Genomic DNA, 13,737 nt, shown 5'->3' with positions numbered 1-13,737 from the left:
GGGGGCGGCGGCGGGGGCGGCGGTGTCGGCGCGCCGAAATTGTACCCCAGCGTCAGCATCAGCGAGTGGGTTGCGAGGTCGGTTTCGACTTCGCCGCCTTCATACTTGATATCGTCGTGACGGAAATAACGATACTTCAGGCCGATGTCGACGTTATCGCTAAGCGGGGCACGAACGCCGGCAAGGGCCTGCCATGCGAAACCCGTGTCGGAATCGCTGAAATCCAGATCGGCGATTTTCAGCTTCGTGCGCGCAACACCGACACCGCCACCAACGAAACCCTGAAGGCCATCGTCCGGACCGAAATCGAGCAGGCCGTTCAGCATGAAGCTCAGCGTGCGGAACTTGATGTCGATATCGCTGTCGTCGAGTGTTCCCGATTCGCCATCCTCCGTCAGATCGGCGCCGTCGTCGTTGGCCATCTTGTAAGCTGCTTCCGCTTCCAGACGGAGCATCCCGAAATCATATCCGACGATGCCGCCGAAATCGGTGCCGTAGTCCCAATCGACAGTACCGCCGTCACCGGTCGGTTCGCCATCGTCGATGATAGCGAAATCAGTGTCTTCGGGTATCATGACGCCGGCATCGAGTTCGATGTACCAACTGTCGTCGCGTGCTAGGGCCGGTGTGGCCATCGCCGTCGAGGCGAGTGCCAGGCCAATAACGACTTTCCTCATTATTTCCTCCAGTCATCAGTTGCGACCCTGATACGGATTTTCCGCCGTGCGGGAGCCTTGGCAGGCCTATGGCCCGGGGCTCGCCTCAAGCGGCGGAGATGTCATGCGAACGCGCCGTTCCGAGCGCAAGAATGGTCGTCCCTTGGAGGCAGGCAGCATTGATTGAGGGAGACAGCGCCGGGAATGGCAGGTGCCGAATCCGTCATGATGAACCTGTGATGCCACGGATGCCCCCCAGCCGAACGCAACAGACAAAGAGTCCATTTTTATTACCGTGATATTACCACTGCATAAGTTATGCGCAATGGCGAGTTTTACCCGGCATTTTCAGCGGGTGGCCGCCTTCTTCCCGAACGCTGCCCCGGCTTCTGGTTCGTCGCGCCCGAGAGGTCATCGAGGAATGGTGGGCGCGGCAAGGATTGAACTTGCGACCCCACCCGTGTGAAGGGTGGGAATACGGACATTAGCGGCCATCTGTGGACACATTATAGCACTGAAAATAAACCATTCTTGCATATATGCGTCCACCCATGTATTTCATGCTTGTTTCATGGATTTTCATGGATGGCGAACTGGAATGGTGGACCTCAGCAAGATCGGCGAACGGCAGCGATTAAAGTCCAAGGCGGGAGATGAACCGCATTGGCAACGGCTCCGGGCGGGCTGCTATGTCGGCTACCGGCCCTCAAAGCGTGGAGGAAAAGGGTCTTGGTTTGCCCGAGCCTACGATGTTGATGCTGGAAAATACGCCCGCAAGAGTTTGGGTGATTACGGTTCGCAAACCGGGAATGAGGTTTTCAACCATGCAAAGCTCGATGCGGAAAAATGGGCTGAACTAGTCGAGGCCGGTGGAGTTCAGTCGCAATCGCTGGAGACGGTCGCTGATGCCTGCAAAGAGTACCTGAAAGTTCGACCTGGACTGATTGCAGAAGGTGTATTCCGGCGCCACGTTTTCTCAGACCCAATTGCAAAAGTGAAGTTGGATAAAATTCGTCGGCGACATCTTCGTGAGTGGCGCAAGCGGTTGGAGGAAGCGCCTGCGTTGCTCACTCGAAACAAGGATGGAGAAAGGCGCACCAAAGTTCGTTCAGTTTCTACGGTCAACAGGGACATGGTGCCACTCAGGGCTGCGCTGGGTCGCGTTTTGCAGCCGGGGCCACCGAACACCGAGGCTGCCTGGCAAGAAGCTTTGAAACCTGTCAAGGGAGCCGACAAGAGGCGCGACCTATATCTAGATCGTGGTGAGCGGGAGCGTTTGCTAAACGCTGCAGATGCCGAAATAGCTCCATTCATCCGGGCTCTCTGCGTTTTGCCTCTTCGACCTGGGGCGTTGGCAGGTCTTTGTGTGAAAGATTTTGACAAGCGAACTCGCACGCTCACCGTCGGGCAGGACAAACATGGCCGTCCTCGTCAGATTGCGGTTCCAGAGATCATCGCGAATTTCCTGACCGAGCAATGCAAAGACAAACTGCCGGCAGCTTCGATTTTTAGACGGCAGGACGGCCGGAAATGGACGAAGGATGCATGGAAAAATCCAATTAAGGCAGCGGTCAGTGCCGCAAAATTGCCACTGTCGGCGACCGCGTACACATTGCGTCATAGTGTAATCACAGACTTAATTCGCGAACGTTTGCCCGCATTAACGGTCGCGCAGCTCTCGGGAACAAGCGTTGCTATGATTGAACGGCATTACGGCCACTTGGTACGCAACGACGCAGAAGACGCGCTAGCTGCCTTGGCGATTTAGATCGGTGCTTCGGTACCGAATTCGAGTCGGATCGAACCAATCTCTAACTTCAAAGCCGCCAATGGCGTAGAACGTCCCGTACATATCGCGGTGTTTCACCATTCTTCGGAATCCCGCCGGCGCGGCGCACCGCACCGGGACCGGCATTATATGCAGCGAGGGCGAGATGGACCACGCCGAACTCGTCGAGCATCTGCCGCAAATAGCGCGCGGAGCCCTCAAGGTTGGCGCGCGGATCGAAGCGATTGGCGACACCTAACTCACGTGCCGTCCCCACCATCAATTGACCTAACCCACCCGCGCCGGCCTTGCTGACCGCGAGCGGATTGTAGCGAGACTCCGTCCATACGAGTGCGTCGAGCAGGCCACCGGGAAGACCGAACCGAGCTTCCATTGCCATCACATGCGGCAGGTAGAGTGCACGACGATAATTCGTTGCCTTGCTGCTTCCTGAGGGCCGGGCGGTGACTGTCGCCATTTGCTGCATGGGTGGTAGGGGATCGGCACTCCTTTTGGTGCCGTCCTGACCCTGTCGGGCCCAGATCCCATGCTCGAAAAGCCGAAATTCCCCATCGCGATCGGCAACCCGATAGCCGGCTTCCTCGTCGTTACCGTCATTGGCAATTGCGGGTGCGCCCAAAACCACCGCCAGCCCGAAGGCCATTGCGAAGAAATGGATTGGTTGGCGCATCTTTCCTGTTCCCGACTGGACGACTCGATATAGAACATATATAGAACATCCATTAATGGAAAGACCATGCGAGCGTGCAGAGTGGAGGCTGCACCGGGACGGGCATCGCTTAATTGAAAAAGGCGCGCCCATGTCCCGAAAGTCCCCGATTTCATCGCTCGAACGCCGTGCCCGGCATATCGTCGAACAACTCGATGGCACCTGGCACGGCAGGAAGGGCATGTGCCGCTGTCCTGCCCATGACGATCGCACACCGTCGCTGAGCGTGACGCTGGGCCGCCAGGCAATCCTGTTCCACTGCTTTGCCGGCTGCAGCAACGATGCGGTCCTTGCCGCGCTCAACCATACCGGCGTCCGGTCGCGGGATCTGTTCGATGCTGACCAGACCGTCAACGAGAACGATATCCGGCATTCTGGCCCGGACCGGAACGCCTGCCGCCTGTGGCGCGAGGCCAATGCTCTCTCGGCTACCCCTGCCGAAGCCTACCTGCGATCCCGCGCGATCGAAATCGCATCGCCTGACCTGCGCTTTCACGAACGCACCCCGCTCGGTCCGAAGGGCGAGGCCCGGTTCCTGCCTGCCATGCTGGCGGCGGTGCGCAACGATGAAGGCGTCATCGCAGTCCATCGAACCTTTCTCGATCCGCAGGGCCCTCGTCTCGCGATGTTCGACCGGCCCAAACGCGCCCTGGGCAGCCTGCAGACAGGCGCGGTCCGCCTTGCCATGGCGCGGGGCGGAAAGCTCGGTCTTGCCGAGGGCATAGAGACCGCACTCGCCGCAACCCGGCTCTCCGGCATTCCGTGCTGGGCGACACTCGGCAACGAACGCTTCGGCCTTGTCACGATCCCCGAAAGCGTGCGCGAACTGTTCCTGTTTCTCGATGCCGATGACGGCGGCGACCTCGCGCAGGAACGTGCTTGCGGTGCCTATGCGGCTCCCGGCCGCCGGATTGTGATCCGGCGCCCGCGCAAGGCTGGCTACGACTGGGCCGATGTCCTGTCTGCCAGGGATGGCAAGACCCGGTCCCGACAGACCAGAGGGGAGGAAGCTCCTGCCTGATTGAGGCCCCGACGAGGTGAGGGTCTTTTTCTCAGGAGGAACTCATGCCCCAATCAGCCCTGCAGTTCGAATTTTCCGAGCCATCTGAACCACTGGTCCTTTCGGCGGCGCGCCAGCTTGCCCCGTTTCTCGCATCTGGCGTTGTTCTGACCCGCCGCATCATCAGCGATGCGCTGAGCGAACACTTCGGAGGAAGCGATGCCGACGGATGCTGGTCGGTGACCGAAGCGCATGCCGCGCTCGAACTGGCGCAGGTCCTCTGGCTGATGGGCCAATCCGAACTGACGGTCACCACGCCGCCTGACTCCGCCGAACAGGTCTTTGCCGGACTCGAAACGCGCATTCCAACCCAAGCCAACCGCAGCGAGGAGCAAGTCGAACTCCAGCAGTTCGCCACGCCGCCACGGCTTGCCTGGCTGGCCGCGCGCGCTTGTCCTCTGACCAAATATGATCGCGTGCTCGAACCTTCGGCCGGCACCGGCATGCTGGCGCTCTGGCCGGCCAAATCTGGCGCACCGCTCGATCTCAACGAAATTTCCGGATCGCGCCGGGCCTGTCTTACCGCGTTGTTTCCGCAAGCGATGGTGACCGGGCACGATGGCGAACTGATCGACGAACTGTTGGTGCCCGATTGCTCGCCAAGCGTGGTGCTTATGAACCCGCCCTTTTCGTGGAGCGCCGAGCGCGGCCATGATGGCCGGACCGGTGCGCGCCATCTGCGTTCGGCTTTCACACGCATCCAGTCCGGTGGGCGCCTGGTTGCGATCATGCCCGAGTGGTTCGATCTGCACCGTTTCGTGGCGAAGCTCCGCGGTCCGCTCACCCCGCTGCTCAACGTCACGATCGACGGCGCATTCCGTCAGTCCGGCACAGGGATCGCAACGCGCCTGCTGGTGATCGACAAGGATGACCGTGATGTCGCCATCGCGACGGCCCGCACCAGCGATCTTGCCGAGATTGCGGGGCTGATCGATGCGCTCCCCGTTCGCGAAAGTCTGGGTGCGACACTGCCTCTCATCCCGGCCCGGTCAATCGGTGCGCTCCGGTTGGTTCCGCAGGCGCGACGAACGCCGCTCGCTCCTCCCGTTCGCGTCGCGCCGACATCGGAAGCCGAGCCGGTCTGCTACGAGGCGCTTGCCGATCCCGCGGCGATCGACGAGCAGGTCGGACACTACCTTCCCTATCGCCCAAGCCGGGTGGTTATCGCGGATGCGGCCATGCATCCGACCGCACTGGTGGAATCGGTCGCGATGGGCTCGATCGCCGCGCCGATTCCCGAAGCCGTCCCGCAACTGCCTGCCGGCCTAATTGCCAAGGGTCTGCTTTCAGCCGCCCAGGCCGAAACGCTGATCTACGCCGCAAATGCCCACGCGCGCGATATTGCCGGAACGTTCGAATCTGAAGACGAGGGTTGCGTTCTCAAACCCAGCACCGACGGGAAGGCCTATCGCATGGGCTATTTCCTTGGCGACGGGACCGGTGCCGGGAAGGGCAGACAGGTCGCCAGCGTGATTCTCGATCGCTGGGTGCGCGGCGAACGCCGTCATATCTGGATCTCGAAGAACGAGGCTTTGCTGGAAGACGCGCGTCGCGACTGGAGCGCGCTCGGCGGGCTGCCGCTCGATATCCAGCCGCTCGCCACATGGAAGCTCGGCACATCCATCACGATGCCCGAAGGCATCCTGTTCGTGACCTATCCGACGCTGCGTTCGGGTCGCGGCGATGCAACGCGGCTCGAACAGATCCTCACATGGGCCAGCGAAGACTTCGACGGGATCATCGTATTCGATGAAGCCCATGCCATGGCGGGCGCAGCGGGCGGCGAGGGTGCTCGCGGCAAGGTCAAGGGTTCCGAGCAGGGCATTGCCGGCATTCGCCTGCAGAACTGCCTGCCTCGTGCCCGCGTCGTCTATGCTTCGGCAACCGGCGCGTCGGACGTCAACAATCTTGCCTACGCTACACGGCTCGGTCTCTGGGGTCCCGAAACCGCGTTTCCCGACCGCACGAGCTTCGTCGCCGAAATTCGCCAGGGGGGGATCGCGGCGATGGAGCTGGTCGCCCGTGACCTGAAGGCGCTCGGTCTTTACACCGCCCGCGCACTCTCGTTCGCCGGCGTCGAATATGACGTGCTCGAACATTGCCTGACGGCGGACCAGAGCGCGGTTTACGATGCCTATGCTGAAGCCTGGGCGATCATCCATGCGAACCTGAAGGATGCGCTCGAGGCTACACGGATCGTCGACGCCGACAGTGGCGACACGCTCAATGGTGGTGCCAAGGCGGCTGCGCTCTCGGTCTTCGAAGGGACCAAGCAGCGCTTCTTTGCCCAGCTGCTTCTCTCGATGAAATTGCCGAGCCTGTTGCCGGCCGTCGAGCAGGCGCTGGAGGCTGGAAATTCAGTCGTTGTCCAGCTGGTCTCGACATCCGAAGCTATGCTCGATCGCCGGCTTGCCGAACTGTCCGATGCCGAACGCGCCTCGCCCGATATCGATCTGAGCCCGGCATCCTTCGTGATCGATTACCTCGAAAAGAGCTTTCCGGTTCGTCTGATGGCCGTCTTCACCGACGAGAACGGCAACCCGCGTTCCGAGCCGATGAGCGACGCGGAAGGCCGTCCGGTACTCTGCCGCAGTGCCCTTGCGGCGCGCGACCGGATGATCGAGCAGCTCTGCGCCTTGCCGCCGATCGCCACTGCTCTTGACGCGATCCTCGAGCGTTTCGGCACCGACAAGGTCGCCGAAGTGACCGGGCGCAGCCGCCGACTCGTCATCGGGCCGGACGGGAGCCAGGTTCTCCAATCGCGCTCGGCGCGGTCCAACGTGGCCGAGACCCGCGCATTCATGGATGGCATGAAGCGCATCCTCGTTTTCTCCGATGCGGGCGGAACGGGGCGGTCCTACCATGCCGATCTCGATTGCCCGAACAGGGAACGGCGGGTGCATTTCCTGCTCGAGCCGGGTTGGCGCGCCGATACTGCGATCCAGGGTCTCGGACGGACCAATCGCACCAACCAGGCATCGGCGCCGCTGTTCCGTCCGGTCACCACTGATGTGCGCGGCGAGCGCCGCTTCATCTCGACGATCGCAAGGAGGCTCGACAGTCTGGGCGCGCTGACCCGCGGCCAACGACAGACCGGCGGGCAGAACCTGTTCGATCCCGCCGACAATCTCGAAAGCACCTATGCGCGCGAAGCGCTGGTCCGCTGGTTCGGCTTGTTGGTTGCAGGCAAGCTCGATGCGGTCAGCCTCGACCGCTTCGAAGAACTGACGGGCCTGCGGATCGCGGCGCCTGACAGCGGCATGGTCGACGACCTGCCGCCGATCCAGCGCTGGCTCAACCGGATCCTCGCCCTGCCGATCGGCTTGCAGAACGCGATTTTCGACGAGTATCTCGCCTTGGTCGAAGCGCGCGTCGATGCCGCGCGGCAGGCGGGTACGCTCGACCTTGGCGTCGAAACGATCCCGGTCGAAAGCTTCGAGGTCCTGTCCGACACGCTGCTGCGCACCGATCGCGTGTCCGGGGCGACCACACATCTTCTCGAAATCGAGATCGCCCGGGCGCTGCGTCCGCTGTCGCTCGAACGGCTCGATGCGCTTCACGGGATTGGCGACAGGCACCATCGCTGCCTGCGCAACGCGCGTTCGGGCAGGGTTGCGCTGCTGGTTCCTGCCCGCAGCCTGCTCACCGACGAAGGCAAGCGCATTTGCCGCCACGAACTGATCCGACCCTTGAAACGCACCTACCTGTCGGACGATGCGCTGGCAGAAAGCAGTTGGGATGACATGGGCGATGCCGCATTCCGGACAGCCTGGAACGAGGAGGTGACCGAAGCTGGCGCCAGCTTGAAGCGCGAACGGCTTTACCTTGCTACCGGCCTGCTGCTGCCGGTCTGGGACAAGCTTCCCGCCGAGCATGTGCGGGTCAGTCGGATTGCGGCGAGCGATGGCCGCTCGCTGATCGGCCGCGAGGTGCCAGTCGCTTTCGTCGCCGACCTGTGCCGGGTACTCGGTATCGAGGGTGGGCAGGTTCTGCCGGTTGGCGAGGTGGTCACGGCTGTCCTGCAATCCGGACGCCCACAGGAAATCGCCGGACCCGATGACCTCATGTTGAAGCGCAACCTCGTCAACGGTTCGCAGCGGCTCGAGCTTACCGGGTGGTCGGCCGCGCGGCTCGACTGGTACAAGGCGCAAGGCTGCTTCACCGAGATCATTCGCTACAAGACACGGCTCTTCGTGCCGACCGACGGAGCAGCCCAGATCCTCGAGCGGCTTGCCGTTCGCTAGTTCGCATGTCGGCGCGCTTGGCTGTTACTCGCAGCCAATCCCATCATTATCGCGGTCGAGGTGCCGCCCGTAACCGGGATCACCCCGCCTGACCGGTGCTGCGCCTGCCGTGCGAGCGGCGGCGCAGTTCGGGAAATAGGTGCTCGATCCGCTGCTGCGTTGAGGCGGACTGGCGGGCGCGGCGCTGGACCCGCGATGGCAGTGCCGCGTTCCGGCCTTGCGATCATAGTGACAGCCGTCCGCTGCAAGGCCGCCGCCATGCGCCAGAACCGGACCCGCGTTGCCGAGCATGGCAAGCGGGGCCGCGAAGAGTAGGGCAAGCGGCCCGAGAAGTTTCATGTCTATTTCCCCCAAAGACGCGATGACAAATCCCCAGATGATGCTAGCCCTAGCCCACTAACGCATGATGAAGACAGGAAAATACCGAGCCCATGGGGCCAAGACGCCAGGTTGCAGGAGCGCTTTTCCTGTTGTTGGCCCTGACCGCAGCCATGGTCGCGATCGGCGAGGGCTGGATCGTGCTGCCGAGGTGAACGAGATGCCAGAAAAGCCCCAGCCGAAGACGAGCCTCGCGCTTCGCATCGAGTTTAGCCTTTTGCTAACCGCATGGATCCTATCGCTGGTCTGGATGATCGCGAACGTGGTGCACTGGCTGAACTGAATGCGGCAGGACAACCCGATCCGCAGTCACCGCGTGACGGCCTTCTGCAACTGGCTCGAGACGGTGCCGTTCGGCGAGGAATTCGACGAGCGGCCCGAATATGCCTTCTTCACCGATCTCACCGAAGACGAGCTGGTTGCCGCCGAGCATGAACTGGTGCGTCGCTACGCGGGCCTCGCCCACCGCGAGGACATGAAAGCTCTGACCGGTCCCGGGCAAACTGCTCCGCGTGCTTCGGACAACGATCAGTGATCCCCATGCCTCGACCTGCAGGACGGTGAATGGCCTAACAAGGTGTAAACAAGTCACAGAATAAAATATAAAAATCCGGTTGATCTCTCGATTTCTTCCTTTATTGGAGCGAACACTCTCTTCCGGGGGAAATGAAAGAGGGAAATACATGAGGACTATTATTCTGTCCGGCTCGATCATCGTGTCGGCTATTGCTACGCCTGCGCTCGCTCAGGAAGCGGATGCTTCCGGTTTCTACATCGGCGCTCTGGCTGGTTACGACAGCGTCGAGCTCGAATACGATGGCCTCTCGGGCGACGAAAGCGATGTGCTGTACGGCGTGGTCGCAGGCTATGATGCCAATCTCGGCGGTGCTGTAGTCGGTATCGAAGCCGAAATCGCCGATTCTGGCGTTTCGTCGACCGCGACCGATATCTTCGAGCTCGACGACAGCGCAACGCTCAGCGCCAGCCGCGACCTCTACATCGGCGCACGCGTCGGTGCCCGCGTGACCGACAGCATCCTGCTCTACGCCAAGGGCGGCTACACCAATGCCCGCGCCAAGCTGAGCTACACCGACTCGTTCGGCGACACCTACAGCGATTCCGATACACTCGACGGCTACCGCATCGGCGCCGGCGCCGAGTACACTTTCGGCAACTTCGGCTTCCGCGCCGAATACCGTTATTCGGACTACGGCGAGTACAGCTACGAGGGCGTCAGCACCGGCATCGAGGCGCGTCGCAGCCAGGTCGTCGGCACCATCGTCTACGGCTTCTGATCAGATAATCTGCCCCGGATGAGAGAACGGCCCGACCTCCTGCGAGGTCGGGCCGTTTTGCATTGCATCGGCTTGAGCTTCCTTCGGATAAAGAACGCAGTCTCTAGCGCACCGAGAAGTCAAAAATCCGTGCGCTCATGGCGCCGGCAGTGCCGCCGCTGCCGAGCGAGAAGATGAAGCCATACTCGCCGGGTTCCATCACGGCATCGGCCTTCACTTCATAAACGCCGGGGCGAACCATGTCGTAATGGAAAGGAATCCGGTCCTTGTCCATCACGCCGCTCTTGGCTCCGGCAATGTTCATGCTTCCGACCCGAGCTTCGCGGCGACCCTTCTTCTGCTTCAGTTCGACCAACGTAAACTCTGCCGGCGACTGAACTGTCGTATTCAGGCCGTTTGCCCATGCGTTTGACGCGCTCGCATCGCTCGCGTTGTCGAAAAAGAAGTAGAAGACAGGCTTGGTCGTCGACTGCACCGGGGCGATTTCGTCCTGGATCGCGACCTTGACGCTGGCGGAGGCAATCCCGCCGGTCAGGGCGTACCCAAGTATGCCACCGGTCTTCGCCTGGTTTGAAACCGTGGCGTTCATCCTCTTCATGCGGGCGTCTGAGCCCGATCCCTGCAGGAGATAGACGCCTGCTGGATGCGGGATCATCGGATCGGCCGAGTCCAACGAGTACTCCGGCTCGGAATTCGCGCCTGCGCTGAGCATCGCCGCAATGACCGTGGACGAAACGCCTTTCTGCTTGAGCTCGATCATCTCGTCGGTGCTCAAATCAAAAGTGGCGCTTTCACTTTCGATCTTGGCCACGATCGCCTCGTCGCCCAATCCCATCTGGGAAAGCTGCAAGACATCGTTGACCGATAACGTCTCGGCCAAGGCCGGCGAACCAGCCATCAAGCCAATTGCGGCCAGAGCGAACGACAAGGATTTTTTCATGAGCCCCCTCACATTGAACTGAAGGCCCCTGTTGCATCCATTGCCAGGCATTTCAACTCGCAGTGCCAATCATTTACCCCGGTCCGACCCGACCGTTCGGTCCATTTCACCATGAAGCAAGAGGGGAGGGGGCTTTGCCCTGATTGCGCCCAAGGATGCCGGTTGTCGGCATGCAAGGTCGCTCAATCAGGAGTAAATGCCATGATCAAGACCATCCCGCTCAACAAGCTTGCCCCTTCGCCGCGCAATGTGCGCAAGCACGCCGATCCTGCCGCCGATGCCGAACTGAAAGCCAGCATTGCCACAAGCGGCCTGTTGCAGAACCTCATCGTGCGTGCCGGCGCGAAGGGCAAGTTCGAGGTCGAGGCCGGCGAACGTCGCCGTCGCGCGCTCGTGGCCCTGGCCGATGACAAGGTCCTGCCGCGCACCCATCCGGTGACCTGCCTGGTGCTCGACGAGACGGCAAGCGATGCGGTCGAAACCAGCCTTGCCGAAAACTTCCACCGCCTCGCGATGAACCCGGCCGACGAAGCGCAGGCCTTTGCCTCGCTCCTCGAAGCTGGCGCCAGCAGCGAGGAAGTCGCCCGCCGTTTCGGCCTGACGGTCCGCTTCGTCGAAGGCCGCCTGCGGCTCGCCAATCTCGCTGAACCGGTCCTTGCCGCCCTGGCATCGGGTGCAATCACGCTCGATCTCGCCAAGGCCTATGGCGCGACTTCGGACCAGGCGATCCAGGCCCTGGTCTTCGAGCAGGTCTCCTCGGCCTATTTTGCGCCCAGCCCCGACAGCATCCGCCGCATGGTGCTGACCGGCACCGTGCGCGGCAGCGATCCGCGCGCGCGGTTTGTCGGACGCGATGCCTATGTCGAAGCCGGCGGGCGGATCGAGCGCGAGCTCTTCGATGACGATGACAGCGAAAGCTGGGTCGACGTTGCTCTGCTCGAGGATCTCGCGCGGGCCAAGATGGAAGAACAGGCGAAAGTCCTTGCTGCCGAGCACGAGATCGCCTGGGTGCGCCCGACGCTCGACAACTATGTCAGCCACGACGTGCTCGAGGGGCTGCATCGTCTGCCTGCCGAACCCGCACCCTTGAGCGAGGCGGAACTCGCGCGGCTCGACGAACTCGACAAGTCGTTCGACGAGCATGCCGCGATCCTCGAGTGCGAGGAAAGCGCCGAGGAAGCGATTGCCGCCGCCGAAGCGACGATCGATGCGATCGAGCGCGAGACCGATGAAATCCGCAACCGCCCGCTGGTGCTCGACCCCGAGTTCAGGCCCGATGCGGGGATGATCCTGACCCTCGGCCGTGACGGCACGCCGGTGCTCCAGCCGCATTACTACACCCAGAATGCCGAAGTACTGGCACCGGAGGACGATGCGGTCGAAGTGGTCTCGGACGGCACGGGCGATGCCCCGCGCCGTGCGACGCTGTCGAAGCGGCTTGTCGACGAACTCGCCATGCAGCGCCGCGACGTCCTCGCGCTCCATATCGCGTCCGATCCGTCGCTTGCGCTCGATCTCCTCGTCTTCACGCTGGCCGATGCCGATACGCACGACTGGCGCGCACGTTCGGCAACAACCTTGCGCGGGCCGATCGCTGCAGGGCCGGTCATTGGCTTCGAGGCGAAGGATGCGCCGGCGACTGCGGCGCTTGCCGAACTGAGGGGCGGTCTCGACGAAAGCTGGCGAGCCGGCGACGACATCGTCGCCCGCTTCAAGGCGTTCTGCCTCCTTGACGAGGAAGCACGCGCCTCCTGGCTCGGCTTTGTCGTCGCCCGCACATTCGAGGCGAGCCTCAATATGGTGGGCGACCGGGCGATCGCACTCCACGACCACCTGGGTTCGGATATCGGCATCGAGATCGCCCGTTGGTGGCGGCCCACGGCGGCGAACTACTTCGACAGGGTGTCGAAGTCGGTGATCCTCGAGGCATTGTCCGAAGTCGGCGGATTGGATCTTGTCGCGCGCTTTGCCGCATCGAAGAAGGGCGAACTGGCGGAAAGTGCCGAACGCGTGTTCTCGGGCAATTTCATCACCGATGCGGCGGTGCGCGAGGCGGCGCTCACCTGGGTTCCCGAAGTCATGCGTTTTGCTGCGCCCGTGAGCGATGCCGACGATCACGTGGTCGACGACGACGCTGATCAAAATGCTTCGGATGCTGTTTCCGACGACGTCGCCGGCGACGACGACGGTCCCCGCGAGATGGCCGCCTGACCTCCTCCTGACAGGACAGGCCATCTGGCAACAGGGTGAGGCGGCTCCTTCCGCTCGGAAGGGGCCGCCTCTTCTCGTGGCTCCGTTGGCAGAGAGGGGAGGGTGCCCTGGCGCCTGATGGACCGGACGAAGCGGAATTCGTCGCGGCCGGATCAGGAGAACAGCCATGCCCCGCAATCACAAAAAGTCGCGCACCCGTTCGCGTATCGAGTCCGTCTCGCCCGCGCAGCGTATCACTGCCGAAATCATCAAGCGCCTCGAGGAAGGCACGCGTCCCTGGGTCAAGCCGTGGCGCGGCGTGCCCTCGGTGCGTCCCTTGCGCGCCTGCGGCATTCCCTATCAGGGCATCAACGTGTTCTGGCTGTGGCTGGTCGCCGACATGTGCGGTTTCGCCTCGCCCTATTGGATGACCTATCGCCAGGCAGTGCGACGTGCAAGTCGCATGAAAGGAGTAA

Annotated in this window: 12 protein-coding genes; 8 read left to right on the top strand and 4 right to left on the bottom strand. The window is 62.2% G+C overall.

Annotation, left to right across the window (positions count from 1 at the left end):
* A partial coding sequence (locus A7A77_RS16735; protein WP_156500657.1) for an outer membrane protein occupies nucleotides 1–677 on the bottom strand: 677 nt, incomplete at its 3' end.
* 577 nt (nucleotides 678–1,254) lie between these two features.
* Here A7A77_RS16735 and A7A77_RS16730 point away from each other — a divergent pair.
* Nucleotides 1,255–2,424: a tyrosine-type recombinase/integrase gene (locus tag A7A77_RS16730; protein WP_066561044.1), complete on the top strand. Its 1,170-nt coding sequence runs from the start codon at nucleotides 1,255–1,257 to the stop codon at nucleotides 2,422–2,424.
* 49 nt (nucleotides 2,425–2,473) lie between these two features.
* Here the strand turns inward: A7A77_RS16730 and A7A77_RS16725 are convergent, their stop codons facing one another.
* Nucleotides 2,474–3,115, bottom strand: coding sequence for a lytic transglycosylase domain-containing protein (locus A7A77_RS16725; RefSeq protein ID WP_156500656.1), 642 nt, complete (start codon nucleotides 3,113–3,115; stop codon nucleotides 2,474–2,476).
* Nucleotides 3,116–3,245: 130 nt separating this feature from the next.
* On the opposite strand from A7A77_RS16725, the gene A7A77_RS16720 reads away from it, so the two are divergent.
* Together A7A77_RS16720 and A7A77_RS16715 are read left to right on the top strand one after the other, a co-directional pair.
* Entirely contained in the window at nucleotides 3,246–4,175 is a 930-nt protein-coding gene (locus tag A7A77_RS16720; RefSeq protein ID WP_066561035.1) for a DUF7146 domain-containing protein, read from the top strand.
* A 44-nt stretch (nucleotides 4,176–4,219) separates the two neighbouring features.
* Nucleotides 4,220–8,458 carry a strawberry notch family protein gene (locus A7A77_RS16715; RefSeq protein WP_066561032.1) on the top strand — a complete coding sequence of 1,413 codons (4,239 nt, stop codon included), beginning with the start codon at nucleotides 4,220–4,222 and terminating at the stop codon, nucleotides 8,456–8,458.
* Between the two features lie 24 nt (nucleotides 8,459–8,482).
* Here the strand turns inward: A7A77_RS16715 and A7A77_RS17655 are convergent, their stop codons facing one another.
* A complete protein-coding gene (locus A7A77_RS17655; RefSeq protein ID WP_156500655.1) occupies nucleotides 8,483–8,797 on the bottom strand; it encodes an excalibur calcium-binding domain-containing protein in 315 nt (104 codons plus the stop codon).
* A gap of 190 nt (nucleotides 8,798–8,987) precedes the next feature.
* Here A7A77_RS17655 and A7A77_RS18515 point away from each other — a divergent pair, with 190 nt between their 5' ends.
* The 3 genes from A7A77_RS18515 (at nucleotide 8,988) to A7A77_RS16705 (ending at nucleotide 10,131) form a co-directional block, all read left to right on the top strand.
* Nucleotides 8,988–9,119: a hypothetical protein gene (locus A7A77_RS18515; protein WP_281180051.1), complete on the top strand. Its 132-nt coding sequence runs from the start codon at nucleotides 8,988–8,990 to the stop codon at nucleotides 9,117–9,119.
* Nucleotides 9,120–9,371 carry a hypothetical protein gene (locus A7A77_RS16710; RefSeq protein WP_066561029.1) on the top strand — a complete coding sequence of 84 codons (252 nt, stop codon included), beginning with the start codon at nucleotides 9,120–9,122 and terminating at the stop codon, nucleotides 9,369–9,371.
* Nucleotides 9,372–9,519: 148 nt separating this feature from the next.
* On the top strand, nucleotides 9,520–10,131 hold the full coding sequence (locus A7A77_RS16705; protein WP_066561027.1) for an outer membrane protein: 612 nt from the start codon (nucleotides 9,520–9,522) through the stop codon (nucleotides 10,129–10,131).
* 103 nt (nucleotides 10,132–10,234) lie between these two features.
* Here A7A77_RS16705 and A7A77_RS16700 read toward each other — a convergent pair whose 3' ends face one another.
* Entirely contained in the window at nucleotides 10,235–11,071 is an 837-nt protein-coding gene (locus A7A77_RS16700; protein ID WP_066561025.1) for a hypothetical protein, read from the bottom strand.
* Nucleotides 11,072–11,272: 201 nt separating this feature from the next.
* Between A7A77_RS16700 and A7A77_RS16695 the strand changes: the two genes are divergently transcribed.
* Both A7A77_RS16695 and A7A77_RS16690 read left to right on the top strand, forming a co-directional pair.
* Nucleotides 11,273–13,282 (top strand): ParB/RepB/Spo0J family partition protein, encoded by a 2,010-nt coding sequence (locus tag A7A77_RS16695; RefSeq protein WP_066561022.1) that lies wholly within the window; start codon nucleotides 11,273–11,275, stop codon nucleotides 13,280–13,282.
* A gap of 166 nt (nucleotides 13,283–13,448) precedes the next feature.
* Nucleotides 13,449–13,737, top strand: a 289-nt coding sequence (locus A7A77_RS16690) for an ArdC-like ssDNA-binding domain-containing protein (protein WP_156500653.1), incomplete at its 3' end; no start/stop codon positions are given.

This window comes from Croceicoccus bisphenolivorans, from assembly GCF_001634625.1.
Taxonomy (GTDB): Bacteria; Pseudomonadota; Alphaproteobacteria; order Sphingomonadales; family Sphingomonadaceae; genus Croceicoccus; species Croceicoccus bisphenolivorans.
This window is presented reverse-complemented; position numbering and strand designations above follow the sequence as displayed.

Coding starts and splice junctions, on each gene's coding strand:
- A7A77_RS16730 (WP_066561044.1), top strand. CDS start 1,255: ATGGTGGACCTCAGCAAGATCGGCGAACGGCAGCGATTAAAGTCCAAG.
- A7A77_RS16725 (WP_156500656.1), bottom strand. CDS start 3,115: ATGCGCCAACCAATCCATTTCTTCGCAATGGCCTTCGGGCTGGCGGTG.
- A7A77_RS16720 (WP_066561035.1), top strand. CDS start 3,246: ATGTCCCGAAAGTCCCCGATTTCATCGCTCGAACGCCGTGCCCGGCAT.
- A7A77_RS16715 (WP_066561032.1), top strand. CDS start 4,220: ATGCCCCAATCAGCCCTGCAGTTCGAATTTTCCGAGCCATCTGAACCA.
- A7A77_RS17655 (WP_156500655.1), bottom strand. CDS start 8,797: ATGAAACTTCTCGGGCCGCTTGCCCTACTCTTCGCGGCCCCGCTTGCC.
- A7A77_RS16710 (WP_066561029.1), top strand. CDS start 9,120: ATGCGGCAGGACAACCCGATCCGCAGTCACCGCGTGACGGCCTTCTGC.
- A7A77_RS16705 (WP_066561027.1), top strand. CDS start 9,520: ATGAGGACTATTATTCTGTCCGGCTCGATCATCGTGTCGGCTATTGCT.
- A7A77_RS16700 (WP_066561025.1), bottom strand. CDS start 11,071: ATGAAAAAATCCTTGTCGTTCGCTCTGGCCGCAATTGGCTTGATGGCT.
- A7A77_RS16695 (WP_066561022.1), top strand. CDS start 11,273: ATGATCAAGACCATCCCGCTCAACAAGCTTGCCCCTTCGCCGCGCAAT.